This is a genomic window from Streptomyces sp. NPDC007856 (assembly GCF_042868225.1).
GTDB lineage: Bacteria > Actinomycetota > Actinomycetes > Streptomycetales > Streptomycetaceae > Streptomyces.
In genome coordinates this window covers 90867-112927 of the sequence record NZ_JBIAEC010000005.1, presented here as the reverse complement: position 1 = coordinate 112927, position 22061 = coordinate 90867, and the positions used below count along the sequence as shown (strand labels likewise).

19 protein-coding genes and 2 pseudogenes are annotated in these 22061 nt (G+C 72.5%); 7 read left to right on the top strand and 14 right to left on the bottom strand.

What is annotated here, in order from left to right; genetic code table 11:
* Positions 1-72 precede the first annotated feature (72 nt).
* Complete coding sequence (locus ACFYOH_RS14115) at positions 73-1104, top strand: SDR family oxidoreductase (protein WP_388625229.1); 1032 nt, start codon at positions 73-75, stop codon at positions 1102-1104.
* 33 nt (positions 1105-1137) lie between these two features.
* A complete protein-coding gene (locus ACFYOH_RS14110; RefSeq protein WP_388625226.1) occupies positions 1138-1314 on the top strand; it encodes a hypothetical protein in 177 nt (58 codons plus the stop codon).
* Between the two features lie 114 nt (positions 1315-1428).
* On the opposite strand, the gene ACFYOH_RS14105 is transcribed toward ACFYOH_RS14110, so the two are convergent.
* Together ACFYOH_RS14105 and ACFYOH_RS14100 are read right to left on the bottom strand one after the other, a co-directional pair.
* Entirely contained in the window at positions 1429-2718 is a 1290-nt protein-coding gene (locus ACFYOH_RS14105; RefSeq protein ID WP_388625223.1) for an ROK family protein, read from the bottom strand.
* A gap of 612 nt (positions 2719-3330) precedes the next feature.
* Positions 3331-3780, bottom strand: a pseudogene (locus ACFYOH_RS14100) (DUF3626 domain-containing protein); the annotation flags it as partial.
* 230 nt (positions 3781-4010) lie between these two features.
* On the opposite strand from ACFYOH_RS14100, the gene ACFYOH_RS14095 reads away from it, so the two are divergent.
* From ACFYOH_RS14095 to ACFYOH_RS14080, 4 genes are all read left to right on the top strand, one after another.
* Entirely contained in the window at positions 4011-4505 is a 495-nt protein-coding gene (locus ACFYOH_RS14095) for an FBP domain-containing protein (protein WP_388625221.1), read from the top strand.
* 276 nt (positions 4506-4781) lie between these two features.
* A complete protein-coding gene (locus tag ACFYOH_RS14090) occupies positions 4782-6035 on the top strand; it encodes an aromatic acid exporter family protein (protein WP_388625218.1) in 1254 nt (417 codons plus the stop codon).
* A 99-nt stretch (positions 6036-6134) separates the two neighbouring features.
* Positions 6135-7190, top strand: coding sequence for a hypothetical protein (locus tag ACFYOH_RS14085; RefSeq protein WP_388625216.1), 1056 nt, complete (start codon positions 6135-6137; stop codon positions 7188-7190).
* A gap of 106 nt (positions 7191-7296) precedes the next feature.
* Positions 7297-8499, top strand: coding sequence for a lactonase family protein (locus ACFYOH_RS14080; protein ID WP_388625213.1), 1203 nt, complete (start codon positions 7297-7299; stop codon positions 8497-8499).
* Here the strand turns inward: ACFYOH_RS14080 and ACFYOH_RS14075 are convergent.
* Both ACFYOH_RS14075 and ACFYOH_RS14070 read right to left on the bottom strand, forming a co-directional pair.
* Complete coding sequence (locus ACFYOH_RS14075) at positions 8467-9192, bottom strand: DUF2470 domain-containing protein (RefSeq protein WP_388625210.1); 726 nt, start codon at positions 9190-9192, stop codon at positions 8467-8469. The genes ACFYOH_RS14080 and ACFYOH_RS14075 overlap by 33 nt on opposite strands.
* A 112-nt stretch (positions 9193-9304) precedes the next feature.
* Positions 9305-9910, bottom strand: coding sequence for a TetR/AcrR family transcriptional regulator (locus ACFYOH_RS14070; RefSeq protein ID WP_388625208.1), 606 nt, complete (start codon positions 9908-9910; stop codon positions 9305-9307).
* 134 nt (positions 9911-10044) lie between these two features.
* Between ACFYOH_RS14070 and ACFYOH_RS14065 the strand changes: the two genes are divergently transcribed.
* Positions 10045-11691 (top strand): cytochrome P450, encoded by a 1647-nt coding sequence (locus tag ACFYOH_RS14065; RefSeq protein ID WP_388625205.1) that lies wholly within the window; start codon positions 10045-10047, stop codon positions 11689-11691.
* 479 nt (positions 11692-12170) lie between these two features.
* Here the strand turns inward: ACFYOH_RS14065 and ACFYOH_RS14060 are convergent, their stop codons facing one another.
* The 10 genes and pseudogenes from ACFYOH_RS14060 to ACFYOH_RS14015 form a co-directional block, all read right to left on the bottom strand.
* Entirely contained in the window at positions 12171-13028 is an 858-nt protein-coding gene (locus ACFYOH_RS14060) for a pentapeptide repeat-containing protein (protein ID WP_388625202.1), read from the bottom strand.
* A 46-nt stretch (positions 13029-13074) separates the two neighbouring features.
* Complete coding sequence (locus ACFYOH_RS14055) at positions 13075-13818, bottom strand: PIG-L deacetylase family protein (RefSeq protein ID WP_388625199.1); 744 nt, start codon at positions 13816-13818, stop codon at positions 13075-13077.
* Between the two features lie 121 nt (positions 13819-13939).
* Positions 13940-15241, bottom strand: coding sequence for an alpha/beta fold hydrolase (locus tag ACFYOH_RS14050; protein ID WP_388625196.1), 1302 nt, complete (start codon positions 15239-15241; stop codon positions 13940-13942).
* Between the two features lie 110 nt (positions 15242-15351).
* On the bottom strand, positions 15352-16377 hold the full coding sequence (locus tag ACFYOH_RS14045; RefSeq protein ID WP_388625193.1) for a LacI family DNA-binding transcriptional regulator: 1026 nt from the start codon (positions 16375-16377) through the stop codon (positions 15352-15354).
* A gap of 55 nt (positions 16378-16432) precedes the next feature.
* Positions 16433-16708 (bottom strand): annotated as a pseudogene (locus ACFYOH_RS14040) (Tat pathway signal sequence domain protein); the annotation flags it as partial.
* Between the two features lie 17 nt (positions 16709-16725).
* Complete coding sequence (locus tag ACFYOH_RS14035; RefSeq protein WP_388625190.1) at positions 16726-17046, bottom strand: L-rhamnose mutarotase; 321 nt, start codon at positions 17044-17046, stop codon at positions 16726-16728.
* An 18-nt stretch (positions 17047-17064) separates the two neighbouring features.
* Positions 17065-18144, bottom strand: coding sequence for a rhamnose ABC transporter substrate-binding protein (gene rhaS / locus ACFYOH_RS14030; protein WP_388625188.1), 1080 nt, complete (start codon positions 18142-18144; stop codon positions 17065-17067).
* Positions 18145-18308: 164 nt separating this feature from the next.
* Entirely contained in the window at positions 18309-19283 is a 975-nt protein-coding gene (locus ACFYOH_RS14025) for an ABC transporter permease (protein WP_388625186.1), read from the bottom strand.
* Entirely contained in the window at positions 19276-20346 is a 1071-nt protein-coding gene (locus ACFYOH_RS14020) for an ABC transporter permease (protein ID WP_388625183.1), read from the bottom strand. Before ACFYOH_RS14020 ends, ACFYOH_RS14025 begins: the two co-directional genes overlap by 8 nt.
* A complete protein-coding gene (locus tag ACFYOH_RS14015) occupies positions 20343-21860 on the bottom strand; it encodes a sugar ABC transporter ATP-binding protein (RefSeq protein WP_388625181.1) in 1518 nt (505 codons plus the stop codon). Before ACFYOH_RS14015 ends, ACFYOH_RS14020 begins: the two co-directional genes overlap by 4 nt.
* Positions 21861-22061 lie beyond the last annotated feature (201 nt).

Genomic DNA, 22061 nt, shown 5'->3' with positions numbered 1-22061 from the left:
GGCCGGGTGTGCGCGCGCCCGGGCCCGGGTACCCGGCCGGTCCCCCGGAGGGTGGGCGGAGAGGAGCCGAAGGTGAGCAGCGCAGCGGGCATCAGGGTCGTCGTCACGGGTGCCACCGGCAATGTCGGCACGAGTGTGGTGCGGTTGCTCTCGGCGGACCCGGGGATCAAATCGGTGCGCGGACTGGCCCGCCGTACGCCGGGGTGGTCGCCGCCGAAGACCGAGTGGTCCGCGGTCGACATCGGCTCCGAAGAGGCGAACCTCGCCGAGCGGTTCGAGGGCGCCGACGCGGTGGTCCATCTGGCCTGGGCGTTCCAGCCGACGCACGATCCGGCGGTCACCTGGCGGACCAATGTGCTCGGCGGCATCCGGGTGTTCGAGGCGGTCGCCGCGGCGCGGGTGCCGGTGCTGGTGCACGCCTCGTCGGTGGGCGCGTACTCACCGGGCCCGAAGGACCGCCCGGTGGACGAGTCCTGGCCGACGCACGGCTGGCCGGACGCCGCCTACTGCCGGGAGAAGGCCTATCTGGAGCGCACGCTGGACGTGTTCGAGCGGGACCATCCCGAGGTGCGGGTGGTGCGGATGCGCCCGGCGTTCCTGTTCAAGTGGCAGTCGGCGAGCGAGCAGCGGCGGATCTTCGGCGGGCGTTTCCTGCCCGGTCCGCTGGCCCGGCCGGAGCTGCTGCCGATCCTGCCGGACGTCCCGGGGCTCAGGGTGCAGGCGCTGCACACGGACGACGCCGCCGAGGCCTACCGGCTCGCCGTGCACCCGGACGGCGCGCGGGGCGCCTTCAACCTCGCCGCGGACCCGCCGCTCGACGCCGGCGTGCTCGGCGAACTGCTGGGCAGCCGCCCGGTACGGCTGCCGCGTACGGCGGCCCGGTCGGCGATTGCCGCAGCCTGGGGGCTGCATCTGCTGCCGGCCTCACCGCACCTGTTCGACGCCGTGCTGCGGTTGCCGCTGATGGACTGCGGCCTCGCCCGCACCGAGCTGGGCTGGCAGCCGCGGCGCACGGCGACCGAGGTGGTGCAGGAGTTCCTCGACGGCCTGCACAAGGGAGCGGGGATGGACACCGAGCCGATGCGCGGGCGCAAGGTGGGCTGACCCGCCGCGCGCCCGGGCCGAGGGGAGAACGCCATGGGCGCACATCGAGAGCCGGAGCAGGGCCGCGACGCGGGCCCGGTCCCGAGGGACATACCCGACCAGCAGGCGGGCGCCGGCGAGGACCGGTGGGAGGTCCCACCGGCCAAGCCGCGCGAGCACGAAGTGACTCCGGCGGACGACGCGCCGGACGCGGACGAACCGCCGGCCTGAGCGGCGGGTGGCGCCGTGCCGGCGGAGGCCGTAGGTGGTGTGCGGCGCGGCTGGGGCCCACACGACGGTAGCCGCATGTCGCACACTGTCCGCGCCTGCTCGGGCGGCGGTCGGTCAGCGAGGGGCCCTCTGTCGCAGCGCGGCTCGCCATGCCGGCAGGCGGTCCTCGGTGACCGGTTCCGGGCGGCGGCCGCCGCTGGCGAAGAACTCGGCCAGGGGCAGGATCGCCGCGCCGACGGTGACCGCGTCCGGGCCGAGCCGGCCGAGGTCGATGGTTACCTTGTCGGCCGGATGACGCAGCGCGTAAGTCGTCGCGTGCCGCCGTACCGCCGGCAGGAAGCGGGCACCCAGTTGGAGTCCGGCCCAGCCGCCGATGAGGATCCGCTCGGGCTGGAAGAGGTTGATCAGGTCGGACAGGCCGGCCCCGAGGTACTCCGCGGTCTCCTCCAGCACGGCCAGCGCGACCGCGTCGGGCTGCGCGCCCTCGGCCGGATACGCGGCGGCGAGCATCGCGGTGAGCGCGGTCTCCTCGTCGGTGTCCTCGGGCGGCCGTCCGCCCTCCTCGCGCCAGCGGGCCAGCAGCGACTCGGCGCCCGCGTAGGCCTCCAGGCAGCCGGGCGCACCGCAGCGGCAGCGGCGTCCGCGCACCCGCACGGTCAGGTGCCCCCACTCCACCGCCCGCCCGTGCTCCACCTCGGGGGTGACCACGCAGGCGCCGACGCCGGAGCCGAAGAGCACCACCACGGCGTTGCGGGCGCCCTGTCCCGCGCCGAACCACATCTCCGCCTGGCCCAGCGTCTTGGCGCCGTTGTCGATGAAGTACGGGATTTCGTCCGGGAGTCGGGAGGCCGAGCGGAGCAACTGCTCCAGCGGGACGGCGTCCCAGCCGATGGTCTGCCCGTGGACGACGGCGCCCTGCTCCGGGGTGTGCTCGACGATGCCGGGGACGCCGACCCCGACGCCGAGCAGCCGCTCGGGCACGGCCTGTTCGGCGCTCAGGACCTCGGCGATGCCGTCCCGGATGTGGCCGGCGATCACCTCGACGTCATAGCCCTGCGGGGCCAACCGGCGTTCGGTGCGGGCGAGTTCGGTCAGGGCCAGGTCGAACAGCTCGACACGGACCCGGGTCTCGCCGACGTCGACGCCGATCATCTGCCCGCTGTCCGGGGCGACGCGGAGCAGGGTGCGGGGCCGGCCGCCGTCGGAGTCGACGCTGCCCGCCTCCTCGACCAGACCGTCCGCGATCAGATCGGCGACCACGTTGCTGACCGAGCCGGAGCTCAGGCCGGTGGCCGGCCCCAGTTCGAAACGGCTGAGGGGGCCGTCGAAGTACAGCTTCTGCAGCACCGCCGTACGGTTGCCGCGCCTGAGGTCGCGCACCGTGCGCCCGTTACGCCCCGCCATGCCGCTCCCTTCACAAACCCTGCCCGACCTGCAACATACCCCTTCGGACAGGCGGAAGGCGAGATTCTGCCAACCCTTAGTTCACGGTCTGAGCTAAGCGGGAGGTGCGGGAAGCGTCCGTTCGGGGCGCGGCTCACCCCGCCGTGTACACGTCCTCGACGTAAGACGTCCACCCTCGCACCGGATGCCAGTAGTTGCCAGACCTCGTCGGCCTCGGTGGCGATGCGGTGCTGGACGAACATCGCGCCGTTCTCGGGGCCGCGCTGAAGGCCGGGCGCAGCGAGACCGCGCCGGCCTCCTCGGCGGCCCGTAGCTCCCCGGCGTGCAGGAGTCGGCGTCGGGGGTGTCGCAGCCGAAGTACAGCGGCGCGGGCGGGAGTTCGGTCGCCTGCCGCGCGGGCCGCGGCACGGTCGGCGACGGCCCGCGGAACGGGGCGAGCCCGGTGTCGAGCCGTCGGTCCGGAAGGCCTCACGGCAGGGCTGGAGGCGGGCGTACAGGGTGTCGCCGGGCCTGAGGATCGCGAGGTGGCCGGAGCCTGTACACCGGTAGCGGCCCCTTCCGGAGCGGACGGGGGCGTCCAGGACGGGGACCTGATCCGGGCTGCGGGGCCGTCTACGCCCGGCCGGGGAGAGACCGCCGCAGCCGACGGTGCCGGGTCGGGAGCCGTATCGGGGTGCGCCAGCCCATCTTCAGGCCCTGCAGCTCATACCGGCCGGTGCGGGCCGCGTCGCCGATGACGCGCGGGGTCAGCCACTCCAGCGGGAAGGGCAGGTTCCGGGCCGCCGCTTCCACCGGTAGCTCGCGTCGAGTGCCAACACGCCTGCGTGCACATGGCTCTCGATCTAGTCGTCGAGGGAGTCCTGCTCGTCCGCGTCCGCGAGCGCCATCAGCGGCATCACCGAGGCCACGCCGAAGTCTGCGGGCTCGGCCGCGCTGTCCGGGCAGCAGAAGTGGCCCGGTCCAGCACCGCTGCGGCCAGCCTGAGATGCGAGGAGCCCAAGCGCGGGGCGCGCCGACGACCTGGCGCCGGAAGTTCAGCCCGCCACACAGCGGGCGCTCGGCCGGGCCAGGCTCCGCAGCCCGCCGGAGACCAAGTCAGGATGCGGTGTCGAGCGGTGGGCCGCTCACCCGGCGGCGACATGGTCCAGCGCCCGTCGGGCGCGCGGCGGCTGCCCCCGCCGGAAATCCATTGGCCCACCCTCCCCTTGGCTACTTAGGCTAGCCGCGAACCTAGACCCATTAGGTTCATGGCCCAAGAGATTCACGGCGACGAATCCGGAAGGACTCCCCCCATGAGATCGCTCACCGAGCAGGACATCCGCAACTCATTTGTCAACTGCTCCAAGGGGGAGGCCAAGCGACTGACGGTGCCACGCGATCTCGCCGAACGCCCGTGGGACGACCTGGACTTCCTCGGCTGGCGGGATCCGGGGGCGCCCGACCGCAGCTATCTGGTGACCGAACGGGACGACCGGCTCGTCGGCGTGGCGCTGCGCTTCCAGGCCTCGCAGCGCGGGTTTCTGCACCGCAGCATGTGCTCGGTGTGTCTGACCACACATCCCGGCGGAGGGGTGACGCTGATGGCCGCACGAAAGGCGGGGGCGGCGGGCCGCGAGGGCAACTCGGTCGGTCTCTACATGTGCACCGACCTGGCGTGCTCGCTGTATGTGCGGGGCAGGAAGGTGCCGGAGTCCGGCGCCCGGTTCGAGGAGACCCTGACGACGGAGGAGCAGATCGCCCGTACGACGGGCAATCTGTCCGCGTTCATCGACAAGCTGTACGTCTGACGACCCCGAAAGCCGCGCAGGGCCGCTGCCGGCGTCGGTGCGAGTGGCCGATTCTGATCGGTGACGACGGCGATGTCCGGGGCGTGCACGGCGATGTCCAGGGCGTGCACGGCGGCGTCCAGGGCGCCTGCACCAGCGGCCGGCGATGGGCGCGAGGCCGTAGGCCTGCTGGTCGAGCCGCTCAACCGCCGGGATCACCGTACGGACCCTCGCGGCAGGAACGGTCCGCCGTCGCGGGACGTTCGACCCACCCCAGGAACGGGAACAGGCCAAGGGATGCACGACGTACGGAAGTGGGCCACGGGACTGCGGCGCCTGGTGGAGCGACGCCGGGAGCCGGTGGTCGTCCAGACGCTGCGGTCGGCGACGGCTGCCACGATCGCCTACGTCATCGCCCTCCGGCTGAGCCCCGAGCCGGCCCCGCTCACCGCGCCGCTGACCGCGCTGCTGGTCGTCCAGGTGACCTTCTACGCCACCCTCACCAACGGCATCCGCCGGGTGAACTCGGTGGTCGCCGGGGTGCTGGTCGCGATCGCCTTCAGCGTGCTGGTGGGGCTGACCTGGTGGAGCCTCGCCCTGCTGATCGTGGCCTCGCTGGCCGTCGGGCACCTGGTGCGGGTCGACGAGTACGTGGCCGAGGTGGCGATCAGCGCCATGCTGGTCCTCGGGGTCACCACCGTCGGTTTCACCGCCTGGGCGCGAATCGTGGAGACGCTGATCGGCGCGGTCGTCGGCACGGCCTGCAATCTGCTGCTGCCGCCCCCGGTGTGGGTGGACGAGGCGGGGCGCTCGATCGAGGACCAGGCCCGCCGGGTGCGGCAGCTGATGCTGCGGATGGGTGAGGAGGCCGCCGGCCGGATCTCCTGGGAGCGGGCGGCCGAGCGGCTGCACGAGGCGCGGGGGCTGGACCAGCACATCTCCCGGGTGGACGCCTCGCTCCGGCAGGCCGAGGACAGCCTGCGGCTCAATCCGCGGGTCAAGGAGGGGCTGCTGCACCGGGTGGTGCTGCGCACCGGTCTGGACGCGCTGGAGATCTGCACGGTGGTCCTGCGGGTGCTGGCCCGTACTTTCACGGACCTGGCCAAGGCCCGGGGGGCCGAGGAGTTGTTCCCGGCCCGGGTCGGGGCGACCGTGGAACAGCTGCTGTCGGAGATCGCCGACGCGGTGGTCAGTTTCGCGGTCCTGGTCACCACGCATCTGAGCGAGAACGCCGAGTCGGCGGAGGCCCGGCTGTCCGCCGAGCTGCACACGGCGGCCGGCACCCGGGACCGGCTGGCCGAGCTGCTCCAGGAGGAGATCGGCAAGGACTCGGCGAACTGGCAGCTGTACGGGGCCGTGCTGACCGAGACGACCCGGATCATCGACGAGCTGAACACCGAGCACCGCACCCGGCGCCTGTTCGAGGAGCTGGACCGGGTCTCCAGCAGGCAGCGGACGAAGCTGCCCCGGATCACCCGGCTGCGTGAACGGCTCGGGGTGCAGGAGGAGCTGTGGCGGAACCGTGCGGGGTTCGGTGAGCGTTTTTGGTGAGGAAGGCGCCGGGCAGGGCTCGGCGCGCAGGGTGCCGGGACGGCCGGCACGGAGTGCGAGGGCTGCCGGGCGACCGGCACGGATGCGAGGGGCGAGGGGATGGCCGGTTCCGGGGTGCGGATCGACGGGAACACACTGCGGTTGCCCGGCGAGGTGGCGGTGCGGTTCATTCGCACGCTGCGGCTGCCGGAGACGGGCACGCATCCGCTTCCGCCGGGCCTGGGCGAGTTCCCGGTCCGGCGCGTCTCGGACTACCCGGACACGGTCCCGGCCGAGTGGCGGGCGCGCGGTGGCGTGATGCTGCCGGTGTATCTGCGCGAGGCGACGTGGCTGAGCTTCTCCGGTACGCGGGAGCCGGCGGCGCTCCAGGTCGGGGTCGGCAAGGTGTGCGCGGTGTCCGGCCGACCCTGGAGCGACCGGCTCGCCCGGGATCCGCAGAACTACGTGGCGCTGCCCCGCCAGCCCTGGCTGGACGGCATCAACTCCGGCAAGGGGACCGTCCGCCAGTTCGTCGCCGTGCCCCTGGGCCTGGGGGCGACGGTGGAGGGACAGGTCACCGGTGAGGAGGTGTGGGGCGGCGTGCAGCTCCAGTCGTTCCCGCTGCGGGAGCCGCTCCTGACCGAGTGGCGGCGCCGCGAGCGGGAGCGGGAGGAGGCGCGGCGCAGGGCCCTGGCGGCCGGGCCGACGGGTGGGTACGGCGCGGCGATGCCGATGACGGCCTCCGCGCCCGGGGCGATGCCGCCTCCCGCGGCCCCGGGTGGGGCACCCCGCGGCGCCGCGATGGGTCTCGGCGTCGGCGGCTCGATGCACCAGGAGGTGTACCGGGACGACCGGCCGCTGACCGACTGGTCCGAGGAGCCCGCAGGGCGCGTGTTCGTGCACCTGGTCACGCCGCCGGAGTGGCGGCGCATCACCGGTGAGGCACCCCCGCCGTCGCCGGTGGACCGGACGGCGTACACCCGGGCCGGCCTGCCCTGGTACGACTACTACGACGCCGATGCCCAGGATCTGGCCCCGACGGACACCCTGGGCGCCGTCAAACCGGTCGGCGAGTGGCTCGGGGACGACCTGGACCCGTGGCAGGCGCCGTCCGCCGGCCAGGTGGCCCCGCTGAAGGACGCGCCGGGCAAGCCGGTGGAGGACGGCGACTGGTAAGCGCCGTTGCGTAAAGTGCAACGCCCGTTGCCGTACTTGCCCTTCGCGGGCGGCAGAGGCCAAGGTGGCTGTCACGACCGGGCCCACCGACGACCTGAGGTGCTGCATGGACACGGACGACGAGCCGGTGAACGGAGGCTGGAGCCGGCGCCGGTTCGTCGGAGCCGTGGCGGGGACGGCGGCCGTGGTGGCGGCGCCCTCCCCGGCCGCCGCCCCGCAGGCGGGCACCCCTGCCGCGGCCGACAAGCCCAGGGCCGCCGCACCAGACCGCAAGCCCTCCGGTCCGCGTCCGCTGTACGTGGGCACCTACACCTCGGCCGACGGCGGCGGCACCGGCATCGGACTGGCCTCCTACGACCCGGCGACCGGCCGGATCACCGGCTCCGGCACGCTCACCGGCGTCCCCGACCCGTCGTACCTCGCCGCACATCCGGACGGCCGCACGCTGTACGCGGTGGACGAGCGCCAGGACGGCGGTGTGACGGCCGTACGCCTCGCCGACCGGCGGGTCCTCGGCACTCGCGCAGCGGGCGGCGCGGGCCCGTGTCATCTGTCGGTGCATCCCTCCGGACGCTGGCTGCTGAGCGCCGACTACGGTTCGGGCGGTGTCGCCGTGCATCCCATCGACGACTCGGGCGCCCTCGGCGAGCGCACCGACGTCGTCACGCACACCACCCCGCCTCCCGGCCCGGGTCAACAGGGGCCGCACGCACATCAGTTCATCACCAGCCCCGACGGTGGCCACGTCCTCGCGGTCGACCTCGGCACCGAGACCGTCTACACCTACCGCCTGGACCAGACGAACGGCACGCTGACGGAGGTGGCGCAGGCGCACACCCGGCCCGGGGCCGGACCGCGCCATCTGACCTTCCATCCGGGCGGCCGGTACGCCTATCTGGCCGACGAGGTGGACGACACGGTCGCCGTCTGCGGCTATGACCCGGCCTCCGGCCGGCTGACGATCGGCGCGCCGCAGCCCACGGGCTCGGGCGGCGGCGCCAACTACCCGGCGCAGTTCGTGGTGACGGCGGACGGCGGGTACGCGTTCCTGGCCAACCGGGGCCACAACAGCCTCGCGCGGTACGCGATCGAGGCCGACGGCGCCCGACTGCGGCTGCTCGGCACGGTTCCGGTGGGCGGGGACTTCCCGCGGCAGATCGCTCTCTCGCCGGACGGCGGGCTGCTGTTCGCGGCGAACCAGCGCTCGGGGACGGTCACCGTCTTCCACGTCGACGCGGGCAGCGGTGAACTCCGGTCGGCCGGCGAGCCGTTCGCCTCACCCGTCGCCGTCTGCGCGCTGCCGCTGTAGCGCGCGCGGGCAGGCGGCGGCAGCGGCCTGGGCCAGCAGGGCGTGCATGCGCTCGGTGAGCTGGGCGACGTCGTCGGCGGGCGTGTGGAAGGGCAGCCGTACGTCTCCGTGGGCGCGGGTGCGCTCGATGCGCAGGGTCAGTCCGTGCCGGTCCACGGCGAGGGGCAGCACGCGGGTCGCGGCGTGCAGGCTCTCCGGCCGCACCAGGCGGGTCAGCCGCTCGACGGCGTCCGGGTGGGCGTCGGCGAGGTGGGTCAGGAGCCGGGCCTCGGCCTGGGCGAGCGGGTCGGGCCGGGCGGCGGCGTATTCGTCGAGGTCGACCACCACGGCCCCGGAGGACCGCCGCAGCACCACCCGCGTGGGCCGGAACAGCAGGGTGCCGCGGTCCGGGGCGAACCAGCCGGCGAGGTGGAGCAGCGCCCGGATCCGGCCCCGCATCGGTACGGGGGCCACGTCGGCGAACTCCAGTACGGCGGAGGGCTCCTGGCGCGGTGCGCAGATGGCCGCGGTCAGCAGGGCGCTGTCCTCGGGCACCGCCAGCCGCACGGCGCCGCCATCGGTCACGGTGTGCGCGCCGACGTACTCCTCGCGGGCGCCGTCCGCGGTCACCGCGCACGACCAGGCGGCGGCCAGCACCGACCGTGCCCGCTCCGCCGCGCCGGGTGCGGCCGTCCAGTCCTGCGTGTCACCCATCCTCGCCCTCCTTAGGTAAGCCTTGCCTAACCTATCGGAGATCGGGGTGCACGCCAACCACACCCCACCGACGGAAAGGATGAGGCAGGGGGGAGACGGCGGTGCGCGGTGGTCAGGCGATGACACCCAACAGCGCCCGCGCGCACAGGTCGCGCACCTGCTCGCGGGTCAACTCGCCGTCGCGCAGCCATTCCAGGCACACGGCGGTGGTGAAGGCGAGCCAGCCGCGCACGGCCAGGCGGACATGCGGGGCGTTCTCGAAGACGGGCCCGAACTCGGGGTCGGCGGCGAGCGCGGCGAGGATCTGCTGCTCCTGGGCGGCCAGCGCCCGCTGGTAGACGCGGCGTACGGCCTGGTCGCCGGCCGCGTCGGCGCGATGGAAGGCGCGGAAGCCGTGGGCGTGGGCCTGGACGTAACCGAGGTAGGTGTCGAGCCCGGCGGTGAGCTGCTCGCGCACCGGCACACCGGGCACGGCCGCCGTCATGCGCAGCATCCGCTCGCTCTCGCGCTCGACGACCGCCGCGAAGAAGTCCCGCTTGGTCGGGAAGTAGTGGTACAGCAGCCCGCGGGAGACCCCGGCGATCTCGGCGACCTGCTCGATCCACACGTCGTCGTAGGGGCTCTCCGAGAACAGCTTCGCGCCGACCGACAGCAGCTGCTCACGGCGTTCCGCGGTGCTGAGTCTGCGCCGGGCGCGCTCCCCCTGGTTCGCGGGCATGACGTCACTTTACTTGACGCGGGTTCAACAAGCGGACCAGACTGAAGCCGGTTATTGAACCCACGTACAACACGGCGCGCCACAGCTGCACCTCGCGGGTTCAACGGTCCGCTGGATCAAGGGAGATCGGCGTCATGGCGGAGACGACGCGCAGGACGCAGACGACGGAGACGGAGCTGCCGAAGGGATTCCGCAGCGCCGAACTGGGCTGGCCGGAGCTGCATCGCATCCCGCATCCGCCGCGCCGGGTGCCGCTGCTCGGCGATGTGCTCGGCGTCGACCGGCGCAAGCCGATCCAGGACTCCATGCGCTTCGCGCGCGAGCTGGGGCCGATCTTCCGGCGGCGGGCCTTCGGCAAGGAGTTCGTGTTCGTGTGGGGCGCCCGGCCGGCCGCGGACCTGGCCGACGAGTCCCGGTTCGCCAAACACGTCGGTCTCGGCGTGGCCAATCTGCGGCCGGTCGCCGGGGACGGCCTGTTCACCGCCTACAACCACGAGCCCAACTGGCAGCTCGCGCACGACGTCCTGGCCCCCGGCTTCAGCCGGGAGGCCATGGAGGCCTACCACGGGATGATGCTGTCGGTCGCGGGACGCCTGACCGATCACTGGGACCGGGAGGCGGCGGCCGGGCGCACGGTGGACGTGCCCGGGGACATGACCAAGCTGACCCTGGAGACGATCGCACGGACCGGCTTCGGGCACGATTTCGGCTCCTTCGAGCGGGACCGCCCGCACCCCTTCGTCACCGCGATGGTCGGCACGCTCACCTACGCCCAGCGCCTGAACAGCGTGCCCGGGCCGCTGGCCCCGCTGCTGCTGCGCACCGCCGCCCGGCGCAACGCAGCCGACATGGCGTATCTGGACAGGACGGTCGACGACCTGGTCGCGGAGCGGCGCCGGACGGGCCGCGGGGAGGGCGACCTGCTGGACCGGATGCTGGAGACGGCGCACCCGGAGACCGGCGAGAAGCTGTCGGCGGAGAACGTCCGCAGGCAGGTGATCACCTTCCTGGTCGCGGGCCACGAGACCACCTCGGGCGCGCTCTCCTTCGCCCTGTACTACCTCGCCCGGCACCCCGAGATCGCCGCCCGGGCGCGCGCCGAGGTGGACCGCGTCTGGGGCGACACCGCACAGCCCGGCTACGACCAGGTGGCCAAGCTGCGCCATGTCCGCCGGGTGCTGGACGAGTCCCTGCGGCTGTGGCCGACCGCCCCGGCCTTCGCCCGGGAGGCCCGGCAGGACACCGTGCTCGCCGACGACCACCCGATGCTGCGGGGCGCGTGGGCCCTGGTGCTGACACCGATGCTGCACCGCGACCCGGAGGTCTGGGGCGAGGACGCCGAGCGCTTCGACCCGGACCGCTTCGAGGCGGTGGCCGTACGGTCTCGTCCCCCGCACACCTTCAAACCGTTCGGCACCGGCGCGCGGGCCTGCATCGGCCGCCAGTTCGCCCTGCACGAGGCGACGCTGGTCCTCGGCCTCCTGCTGCGCCGCTACGACCTGCTGCCCGACCCGGCGTACCGGCTGACCGTGACCGAGCGGCTGACGGTGATGCCGGAGGGGTTGCGGCTGAGCCTGGTACGCCGGCCGGCGCCGGTACGGGCACCGGAGGCCGACCCGACACCGGGGCCGAGCGCGCCACAGGCGTGCCCGGCGCACGGGGTGAGCGCGCCGGGAAGCGCCGCGGAGCCGAACGCCGCCCATGCGACGGACAGGCCCACCGAGGGCCCACCGGTCACCGGCCCGACCGGCGGCTGTCCGGCACACCAGTCGACGCACTGAAGCCCAACAGCCCGCCGGGCCCAGTCAGAACACCGCCGGGGTCACCGGCCCGACCGACGGCTATCCGGCACACCAGTCGGCGCGCCGACGCCGGAAGGCACCCTGGGGCCGTCGCCCGACTCGGCCCCCGGCCCGGGGCACCACCGAGGTCACCAGCCCGAACAGCACCCGGGCCTTCCGCTCGGCACGACCAGACCCGGCCGCCGCCCAGGACACCGCCGCCCTCACCACCCCGACCGGCGGCCCTCCCATGCACCAGCCCGCACACCGGACCCACCCGCTCGACACCGCCCGACCGGGACGCCCCGCCCGACCCACCGCCGCCCTCACCATCCCAATCCGCGGCCCTCCCACGCACCAGCCCGCACACTGAACCCGAACAGCACGCCGGACCCATCCCCTCGGCACCGCCCGGCCCCGGCGCACCGTCGCGGTCCCCACCTCACACCGAGCCGGCCTTGGCCGGTCGGCGCCGCGGATCAGCCGGCCGCTGTCCAGTGCGTGGGGCGCGTCACCGACTCCGGGAGTCTGGTGCCGGTGCTGCCGCGGGCCGCGTTGAGTTGGGGCTGGGTGAGGAAGAACGCGCCGGTGAGGTCCGCATCGGTCAGGTCGGCGTCGCGCAGATCGGCGCCGATCATGTCCGCGTCCCGCAGATCGGCGCCGGTGAGGTCGGCGGCGATGAGATACGCGCCGCGCAGGCTCGCCCCGCGCAGGTCGGCACCCCGGAGCCGGGCCCCGATGAGATCCGCGCCCCGCCGGTCCTTCCCCTTGCCCTTGCCCTTCTTGCCTCCCTTCCCGCCGGCGGCACCGGAACGGGCCAGCTCGCTGGTCCGCAGCAGCAGCACATTGACCTGCTGCCGGTGCGCGGCCACGTCCAGCGCGGCCAGTTCCTGCGGGGTCTGCCGGGTGAGCCGCTCGGTCTCCGCCAGCGCCCGCCGCAGCTCCGGGTGGACCGGACGGGCGGCGGGCAGTCCGAGCGCCTCGGTGAGGTACCACAGCAGCTCGTGCAACTGCCGTACGACCGGGAACACGTCGAACATCTGCCGTGCGCGCTCCTTGGACCCCGTCCGCCAGTCCTGGCCCCCGAAGGTGACCTGGGAGACCTTCTGTCCGGCGCCGAAGCAGTCGTAGACCGTGCAGCCGGTGAAACCCTTCTTCCGCAGGTCGGCGTGGATGCCGCAGCGGTGGTCGCCCTGGAGGTTCGGGCACGGCTTCCCGGCGGGCTTGTCCAGCGCGAAGTCGGCGGACGCGGCGAAGGGCAGGGCGACACAGCACAGCCCGAAGCACTGGGCGCACGCGCCCCGCAGGTCGGAGGGGTCCGCAGTCTGTTCCGGCATGCCCTCCAGCCTACTGACCTGCACAACCGCCCTGTGCCGGGCGCCTTCAGCGGCCGAACACCTCGAAGGCCACCGCCGGTATGCCGCCGAAGCGCTCGGCGACGGCGGTGGTTTGCGTGGTCAGGAATTCGCGGACGTACGTCTCGGGGTCCTGGTCGGTCAACGCCTCGATGTAGGTGCGGTGTTCGAGCAGCGAGCGCACCGCCCGCTCCAGCCCGGGCCCCGCGTCCACCGCGTGGGTGGGTCGGCTGGAGCCGGCGATGGCGACCCAGCGGACGCCGTTCCAGGGTTCGAGTCCCTGCTCGGTGAGTTCCGGGAAGATCCAGCGGTTCCCGGCGTCGGCGGCCGCGTCCAGGGTGGCGCGGCCCACGGCGACGTGGTCGGGGGTGTTCCAGGCGACCTCGCCCCAGGTGTCCCGGTGGTTGAGGGTGACGACCAGTTCGGGGCGGTGGCGGCGGATCGCGGCGGCGATGTCGCGGCGCAGCGCGAGCCCGTACTCGATCACCCCGTCCCGGTGGTCGAGGAACTCGACCGAGGTGACGCCCACGACGGCCGCGCCGGCCCGCTGCTCGCGCTCGCGCAGCGGGCCGCACGCGGCGGGGTCGAGGGTGTCGATGCCGGCCTCGCCGCGGGTCGCCAGGACGTAGGCGACCTCGCGGCCGGCGTCGGTCCAGACGGCGACCGCCGCGGAGCACCCGTATTCCAGGTCGTCGGGGTGCGCCACCACCGCCAGGGCGCGCTGCCAGTCCTCGGGCATGGGCTGGAGTTGAGTGGTCTTCGGCTCGGTCATGGGCTGCACACCAATCGTCCGCCCACGTCTGCCATCTGGCGGGTGCGGGCCCGTCGTGGCTTCTCGCGCCCACGCGGCGGAGCCGCATGTCGATACAGCCCCGCGCCCCTTCGGGGGCGCTTCACACCGCGTCACTCGCCATCGCCAGCAGCCGGTCCAGTACGCGCGGCGCTCCCGCGCGCAGGCCGTCGTGTTCGAACTCGTCGGTGACCCAGGTGCGCAGGCCGCGGATGGCACGGGCGGTCTCCAGGGAGTGGGCGGTGTCGACGTACATGTCGTCATGGTAGACGGCCGCCACGACCGGGACCTCGTTGGCGGCGAGGCGGGCGGGGTCGTAGAGGGGCTGCCAGTCGGTGCGGGCGGCGAGCAGGTCGGCCGTCTCGCGCAGCGGGCGCAGGGCGGGGTCCGCCTCGAACATCCAGGGGTGGACCGTCTCGCCGGTGAACAGGACCGGGGTGTCACCGGCGAGCGCCTTGGCCGCGTCGAACTGCGGGAACTCGGCGCGGATCCGTTCGGCGGCCCAGGCGGTGGGGCGGGCGTCCTGGCCGTAGATCGACTCGTGGACGAGCGCGTAGAGGGGGTGGGCGGCGTACGACAGCAGGGACTGGGCCTGTTCCTGGAAGGCGTCGGACAGCTCCAGGCCGAACGGTGTGCGGACGAAGGCGTCCTCCAGGAGGTGGTGCAGCCGGTGGCTGCCGTCGCTCGCGCCGAGCATCAGTCCGAGGGACTGGAAAGCCTCGACCGTGAAGCGGTACCCGTTCGGGAGGGTCACGTCATGGGTGAGGAGGTGGTCGGCGATCCGGCGGGCCCGCTCGACGTCCTGGGGGTAGCGGGCGTAGTGCGCACCGACCTTGCGTTCGATGCGCGGGTAGGCCGCACGGTAGACGTCGTCGGCGTGGGCGTGCAGCGAGGGCAGGCCACCGGTGATCACGGCGGTTTCCAGGCCCTCGGGGGCGAGGGAGAGGTACGCCACCGCGCAGAAGCCTCCGAAGCTCTGGCCGAGCACGGTCCAGGGGGCGCCGCCGGTGACCTCGGCGCGGATGGCCTCGCAGTCCCGGACGATGGCGTCGGCGCGGAAACGGGTGAGGTAGTCGGCCTGCTCGGCGGGGCCGCCGCGGAGCGGAAGGGTCTGCCGGGTGGCCGGGGTGGAGCTGCCGGTGCCGCGCTGGTCGAGCAGCAGGACGCGGTAGTCCTTCAGAGCCCGGTCGAGCCAGGCCTGACGTCCGACGAAACGATTCGCCCCGAAGCCGGGGCCGCCCTGGAGATACAGCAGCCACGGCAGCTCCTGCCCGGCCTTGTCGCTCGCGACCGCCTCACGGGCGTACAGCTCGATCGTCTCGCCGTCCGGGGCGGCGTGGTCGAGGGGCACGGTGAAGCGGCGGTCGGTGAGGATGACGCCGGGCTGGCGGTAGCTGAGGCTCAACGGGTCTCCCGGGACGGACGGTATGGACGGGTCCCAGTTCAGCACATGACCGGGCCCGCACGGAGCCCGCGGATCATGGATTCTTACTGAACTTCCGGTCAGCGCCCGGCTCAGCGGGCCACGAGGCTGGAACGGCGCACCACCAGCTCCGGCTGGAGCACCACCCGGCGGTGCTCGTGCGTGCGCGTGCCCTCGGCCTGTTCGGTCTCCTCCAGCAGCAGCTCGGCGGCGAGGGCGCCCATGGTGACGGCGGGCTGCCGTACGGAGGTCAGCGGTACGGCGGCGGCCGCCGCGAACTCGATGTCGTCGTAGCCCACGATGGCCAGGTCGTCGGGGACGGTGACACCGGCGGCGTACATGGCCTGCAGGACGCCGAGGGCGAGCAGGTCGTTGGCGCAGAAGACGGCGGTGGGGCGGTCGGCGAGGCCCAGCAGACGGGCGCCGGCGTCGCGGCCGGCGGCCACGTCGAGGCGTTCGGTGGGCAGCTCGCGCAGCGCCTCGGGGCCGAGCCCGGCCTCCGCGAGAGCGTGCAGGGCGCCGGTACGGCGGTCGCGGACCTGGTTGAGGCCGGGGGGTCCGCTGACGTAGGCGATGGAGCGGTGGCCCGCATCCACCAGGTGCCGCACCGCGAGCGCGCCGCCGGCCACGTCGTCCACGGACACCGAGCACTCGGTGGTGCCCTCGGCGACCCGGTCGACCAGCACGAACGGGATGCCGTGCCGGCGGAAGGTCTCGATGTTCCGGCCGGTGGCGTCGGCCGGGGTCAGCAGCACGCCCCGCACCCGCTGCTCGGCGAAGAGCCCCAGGTAGTCGGCCTCCTCGGCGGCGTTCTGGGCGCTGTTGCACACCATCACGCCGAGCCCGGCCTCGCGGGCCGCCCGCTCGGCGCCCCGCGCCACGTCCACGAAGAACGGGTTGCCCATGTCGAGCACGAGCAGGCCCATGATCCGGCTGCGGCCCGCGCGCAGCTGCCGCGCGGACTCGCTGCGGACATAGCCGAGCCGGTCGATCGCGGACAGCACCCGCGCCCGGGTCTCGCTCGCGACGGTGTCCGGGCGGTTGATGACGTTCGACACCGTGCCGACCGATACTCCGGCGACACGGGCGACGTCCTTGATACCCACCGACTGGGTCATCGGGCGAAGACCTCCAGGGGAGACTAGGGGCGGCGGGACGACCTTCACATTACCGTCATGCCGGCAGCGCGAAGTCGGCCACGTACAGGGGCGAGGGCGTCGTACCGGTGGACTTCTCCTGGTACATGAAGGACAGGACGCTGTCCGCCCGGATCCGCGTCTCGTCGATCACCACCTCGCCGAAGGCGTTCCGGTCACCACCGTCGTACAGCAGTGTCCAGTCGGTGTGCCCGGCGGCCTTCGACGCGGCGGTGATCCGGCCGAACGGGAAAACCGCGTAAGCGTTGTCGTACCGGTCGAGGACGAGCTTGGTGCGCCGGCTGGCCGCGAGCCCGCTTCCGGCGGCGGTCATGACAGGTGGAACACCTCGGTGAGCGGTTTCATGGCCTCGTCGGGCCGGGCGCCGTCCAGCGACTCGAAGAACGGCGCCATCTCCGCCTGCCAGCGCGCGTTGACCTCGGCCGCCTCCATGCCGGCCCGGGCGGCGGCGAAGTCCTCGGTCTCCAGATAGCCGACGAGCAGGCCGTCCTCGCGCAGGAACAGCGAGTAGTTGTGCCAGCCGGTCGCCTTCAGGGCGTCGAGCATCTCCGGCCACACGGCGGCGTGCCGCTCACGGTACTCGTCGAGACGGTCCGCCCTGACCTTCAGCAGGAAACACACGCGCTGCATCAACTGGCCTCCGCGAACTCAGAAGTTGAACTGGTCGATGTTCTTGGCGTCGAACACGGTCGGCTTGCCCAGCGTGATCACGCCGTCCTTGCCGATGGTGTACGTCGTACCGCCGGCCTTGAACGTCTCGCCCTCCTTGCCGCTGATCTGCCCCGAGGCCAGCGCGACGGCGGTGCGGGCGGCCAGGTCGCCGAGCTCGGCCGGGTCCCACAGCTCGAAGGCGTCCACGGTGCCGTTCTTGACGTACTTGCGCATGTCGTTCGGGGTGCCGAGGCCGGTCAGCTTGACCTTGCCCTTGTACTTCGAGCCCGACAGGTACTGGGCGGCGGCCTTGATGCCGACGGTGGTCGGGGAGATGATCCCCTTCAGGTCCGGGTACTGCTGGAGCAGGCCCTGGGTCTGCTGGAAGGACTGCTGGGCGTCGTCGTTGCCGTACGCGATCTTGACCAGCTTGATGTCCTTGTACTTCGGGTCCTTCAGCTCGTCCTTCATGTACCCGATCCAGGTGTTCTGGTTCGTGGCGGTCTGGGCGGCGGACAGGACGGCGATCTCGCCCTTGTACCCGATCTGCTGCGCGAGCAACTGCACCTCGGTACGGCCGAGGTCCTCGGCGGACGCCTGCGAGACGAAGGCGTTGCGGCAGCCGGGGGTGGTGTCGGAGTCGTAGGTGACGACCTTGATGCCGTTGCTCATGGCCTGCTTGAGGGCGGTGCACAGGGCACCCGGGTCCTGCGCGGAGACCGCCATCGCGTTCACCTGCTGCTGGGTGAGTGTGTTGACGTAACTGACCTGCCCCGAGGTGTCCGTGGCGCTGGAGGGGCCCACCTCCTTGTACTTCGAGCCGAGTTCGGTGAGCGCCTTCTCCCCGCCCTTGTCGGCGGTGGTGAAGTAGGGGTTGTTGACCTGCTTGGGCAGGAAGCCGACGGTCAGGCCCTTCTTGGTGGCGGCGTTCGGGTCGGCCGTGCCACCGGAGGCGGCGGAGGCGTTGTCGGCCTTGACGTCCTTCTTGGTGGTGCCGCCGCAGGCGGTGAGCGCCAGGGCGAGGGACGTACCGACGGCGAGGGCGGCGCAGGTGCGGCGGAGCGAGGGCTTGCGCATAGGGGTCGGTCCTTTGCAAGGAGGAGTGGTGTAGTGCCCCGACAGGGGCGCGGGGCTGTGTTTGATGTACGGATACCGCCGCGATGGGGGTCCCCCCGGGTTCGAGCGGAGCCGAGTACTCGGGGGAGCGACCGGCCACGACGGGTCCGCGGCCGAGGAACGGCCTAACCGGCGGAACCGGCCGCCCGGGCCATCGAGATCTGCCGGGCGACTCGCGGGCCCAACACGGAGACGACGAGCAGCACACCGGTGACGACGATCTGCGACTGCGCGGAGACGTTCAGCAGACTCATCACGTTCTGCAGCGCCCCGAGCAGGAACACCCCGGCGACGGCGCCGCCCAGCGTCCCCTTGCCGCCGTCGAAGTCGATGCCGCCGAGCAGTACGGCCGCCACGACGGAGAGTTCGAGACCCGTGGCGTTGTCGTACCGCGCGCTGGCGTAGTGCAGCGCCCAGAACACACCCGTGAGCGCCGACATGAACCCGGTGGCCACGAAGAGCAGCAGCTTGGTCCGCTTCACCCGGATGCCGGCGAACCGCGCGGCCTCCTGGCTCGCGCCGATCGCGAACAGCGACCGGCCGAACGGGGTGGCGTGCAGGACGACCACGGCGATGGCGAGCAGCACCAGGAAGGGCAGGAACGCCTGGGGCAGGAAGGAGTTCCCGACCCGGCCGGCCGCGAAGTCCAGGTACTGCGTGGGGAAGTCGGTCACCGCGTCGGAGCCGAGCACGATCTGGGCGATGCCCCGGTAGGCGGCGAGGGTGCCGATGGTGACGGCGAGGGAGGGCAGCCCGAGGCGGGTCACGAGGAGCCCGTTGACCAGCCCGCACACCACGCCCAGCAGCAGGCACAGCGGGATGATCGTCTCGATGGCCATACCGTCGTTCCACAGCTTGCCCATCACCGCACCGGACAGGCCGGCGGTCGAGGCGACGGACAGATCGATCTCCCCGGAGACGACGAGGAGGGTCATCGGCAGGGCGATCAGGGCGATCGGCAGGGAGTTGCCGATCAGGAAGGACAGGTTGAGGGCGTTGCCGAAGCCGTCGACCGTGCCGAAGGAGACCAGCAGCAGGACCACCAGGAGCGCGCCGACGACCGTGTCCCAGCGAACGGCGCGGGTCAGCGAATCAGGCACCGGTGTTCTCCTTCGCCATGGGGGTGTTCCTCCGGTCCGACTTCTTCTTCAGGGCGGCGGCGACGCGCAGCGCGACGATCCGGTCGACGGCGATGGCGAGCAGCAGCAGGACGCCGTTGATGGCGAGCACCCAGACGGAGCTGACGCCGAGAGCGGGCAGCACGCTGTTGATCGAGGTGAGCAACAGGGCGCCGAGAGCGGCTCCGTACACGCTTCCCGAGCCGCCGGTGAAGACGACGCCGCCGACCACGACGGCGCTGACGACGGTGAGTTCGTAACCGTTTCCGGTGCCGGAGTCGACGTTTCCGAAGCGGGCCAGATACATCGCGCCCGCGAGCCCGGTGAGGCCGCCGCAGAAGGTGTAGGCGGCCAGGATCCGCCTGCGGACCGGAATACCGGCCAGGCGCGCGGCATCGGGGTTGGAGCCGAGGGCGTACAGCTCCCGCCCGCTGCCGAAGTGTTTGAGGTAGTACGCCGTCGCCACCAGGACCACCAGCGCGATCAGGGCCAGCCATGGCACCGCCGAGACGCCCCCGGAGCCGAAGTCCACGAAACCGCCCGGGAGGTCGGCCGCGGTGATCTGGCGGGAGCCGACCCAGATGGAGTCGACGCCGCGGATGATGTACAGCGTGCCCAGGGTGACGACGAGGGCGGGCACCTGGCCGAGGCTGACCAGCAGGCCGTTGAGCAGGCCGAAACCGACTCCCAGCAGGACGGCGAGGAGGATCGCGACGACGCCGTCGCCGCCGCCGTGCAGACAGGTGCCGGCCGCGAAGGCGCTGATGCCGAGGGTCGAGCCGACCGACAGATCGACGTTCCTCGTGATCACCACCAGGGACTGGCCGGTGGCGACCAGCACCAGGATGGTCGCGTTGAGCAGCAGGTCCTTGATGCCCTGCTCGGACAGGAACTCGCTGTTGCCCGCCTGGGTGACGGCGATCATCACCAGGAGGACGGCCAGGATGGCGAGTTCGCGCATCTTGAAGACGCGGTCGACCAGCCGGGTGCCGGCGGAGTGGGGCACCTCGGCGGCGGGGGACTGATCCTGGGTGGTCACCGTCATGCGGCGGCCCTCCCGGTGGCTGCGGCCATCACGGCTTCCTCGGTGGCTTCGGCGCGGGGAATCTCGGCGGTGAGCCGACCCTCGTGCATGACGAGCACGCGGTCGGCCATGCCGAGGATCTCGGGCAGGTCGGAGGAGATCATCAGCACCGCCACCCCGTCGGCGGCGAGCTGGGACAGCAGCCGGTGCACCTCCGCCTTCGTACCGACGTCGATCCCGCGCGTCGGCTCGTCGACGATCAGCACCTTCGGGTCGGTGGCCAGCCACTTGGCGAGGACCACCTTCTGCTGGTTGCCGCCGGACAGGGTGGAGACGGCGTCGGCGATCCTGGCGTACTTCACCTTGAGCCTGACGGCCCAGTCGAGGGAGCGGCTGCGTTCCGCGCCGCGGTCCAGCAGCCCCGCCCTGACGGTCGTACGGAGACCGGTGAGGCCGATGTTGCGCTCGATGGACATGCCCATCACCAGGCCCTGGGCGCGCCGGTCCTCCGGGACGAGGGCCAGCCCTGCCGCCATCGCCGTGGACGGGGCGCCGTTGGTGAGCCTGCGCCCGGCGACCTCGACCTCGCCGGCGTCCCAGCGGTCGACGCCGAAGACGGCCCGCGCGACCTCGGTCCGGCCGGCGCCGACGAGTCCGGCGAGGCCGACGATCTCGCCGCGCCGCACCTCGAAGGAGACGTCGGTGAACACGCCCTCGCGGGTCAGGCGCCGCACGCTCAACGCCACCTCGCCCGGCGCCACGTCCTGCTTGGGATACAGCGCGTCGAGCTCGCGGCCGACCATGCGCCGTACGAGGTCGTCCTCGGTCATGCCGTCGATCGGCTCGCTGGAGATCCAGGCGCCGTCGCGCAATGTGGTGACCTTCTGGCAGATCTCGAAGATCTCCTCCAGCCGGTGCGAGATGAACAGCACCGCCGCACCCTGTTCCCGCAGGGTGCGCACGACCCCGAAGAGCCGCGCCACCTCACTGCCGGTCAGGGAGGCCGTCGGCTCGTCCATGATCAGTACCCGCGCCTCGAAGGAGAGCGCCTTGGCGATCTCGACGATCTGCTGGTCGGCGACGGACAGACCACGGGCCGGCCGGTCCGGGTCGAGTTCGACGCCGAGACGCTTCATCAGGGCCAGGGTCGCCGCATGCGTGGCCTTGTGGTCGATCCGGCCGAGGGACCGCTTCGGCCGGCGGCCCATGAAGATGTTCTCGGCGATCGGCAGGTCGGGAAAGAGGGTGGGTTCCTGGTAGATAACGGCGATGCCGGCGTCGCGGGCGTCGCCGGGGCCGTGGAACACGACGGGCCGACCGTCGAACAGCACCTGGCCGGCGTCCGGCCGGTGCACCCCGGCGAGGGTTTTGATCAGCGTCGACTTGCCCGCGCCGTTCTCGCCGGCAAGGGCGTGCACCTCGCCGGGCAACAGCTCCAGGGAGACGCCCCTGAGAGCGCGTACGGCGCCGAAGGACTTGGAGACGCCCTTCAGCGCCAGCACCGGCGTCGGCCCCGTGTCAGGCGGGTGGGTCATGTGAGGCTCCTCGACGACACCGGCCGGAGAACCCGAGGGCCTCCACCTGGTCGTGAAAGGTTTCAACTGGATTGCCGGGACCGTAGGCACGGCGGCCGGGGCGCGTCAATGGTCAGGGTCGAAAAAGTTTCAATAGCCCAAGTTCACGGCCGGATCACAGACAACAGGGTTGGTCGGAGCGCTTGACACCTTTCCGAAGGG

What these genes read in the sequence shown, in the direction of transcription:
- ACFYOH_RS14065 (WP_388625205.1), top strand. Translation starts at nt 10,045, where the DNA reads ATGGCGGAGACGACGCGCAGGACGCAGACGACGGAGACGGAGCTGCCG.
- ACFYOH_RS14090 (WP_388625218.1), top strand. Translation starts at nt 4,782, where the DNA reads ATGCACGACGTACGGAAGTGGGCCACGGGACTGCGGCGCCTGGTGGAG.
- ACFYOH_RS14035 (WP_388625190.1), bottom strand. Translation starts at nt 17,046, where the DNA reads ATGCAGCGCGTGTGTTTCCTGCTGAAGGTCAGGGCGGACCGTCTCGAC.
- ACFYOH_RS14105 (WP_388625223.1), bottom strand. Translation starts at nt 2,718, where the DNA reads ATGGCGGGGCGTAACGGGCGCACGGTGCGCGACCTCAGGCGCGGCAAC.
- ACFYOH_RS14110 (WP_388625226.1), top strand. Translation starts at nt 1,138, where the DNA reads ATGGGCGCACATCGAGAGCCGGAGCAGGGCCGCGACGCGGGCCCGGTC.
- ACFYOH_RS14060 (WP_388625202.1), bottom strand. Translation starts at nt 13,028, where the DNA reads ATGCCGGAACAGACTGCGGACCCCTCCGACCTGCGGGGCGCGTGCGCC.
- ACFYOH_RS14045 (WP_388625193.1), bottom strand. Translation starts at nt 16,377, where the DNA reads ATGACCCAGTCGGTGGGTATCAAGGACGTCGCCCGTGTCGCCGGAGTA.
- rhaS (WP_388625188.1), bottom strand. Translation starts at nt 18,144, where the DNA reads ATGCGCAAGCCCTCGCTCCGCCGCACCTGCGCCGCCCTCGCCGTCGGT.
- ACFYOH_RS14095 (WP_388625221.1), top strand. Translation starts at nt 4,011, where the DNA reads ATGAGATCGCTCACCGAGCAGGACATCCGCAACTCATTTGTCAACTGC.
- ACFYOH_RS14085 (WP_388625216.1), top strand. Translation starts at nt 6,135, where the DNA reads ATGGCCGGTTCCGGGGTGCGGATCGACGGGAACACACTGCGGTTGCCC.
- ACFYOH_RS14080 (WP_388625213.1), top strand. Translation starts at nt 7,297, where the DNA reads ATGGACACGGACGACGAGCCGGTGAACGGAGGCTGGAGCCGGCGCCGG.
- ACFYOH_RS14070 (WP_388625208.1), bottom strand. Translation starts at nt 9,910, where the DNA reads ATGCCCGCGAACCAGGGGGAGCGCGCCCGGCGCAGACTCAGCACCGCG.
- ACFYOH_RS14075 (WP_388625210.1), bottom strand. Translation starts at nt 9,192, where the DNA reads ATGGGTGACACGCAGGACTGGACGGCCGCACCCGGCGCGGCGGAGCGG.
- ACFYOH_RS14020 (WP_388625183.1), bottom strand. Translation starts at nt 20,346, where the DNA reads ATGACGGTGACCACCCAGGATCAGTCCCCCGCCGCCGAGGTGCCCCAC.
- ACFYOH_RS14055 (WP_388625199.1), bottom strand. Translation starts at nt 13,818, where the DNA reads ATGACCGAGCCGAAGACCACTCAACTCCAGCCCATGCCCGAGGACTGG.
- ACFYOH_RS14015 (WP_388625181.1), bottom strand. Translation starts at nt 21,860, where the DNA reads ATGACCCACCCGCCTGACACGGGGCCGACGCCGGTGCTGGCGCTGAAG.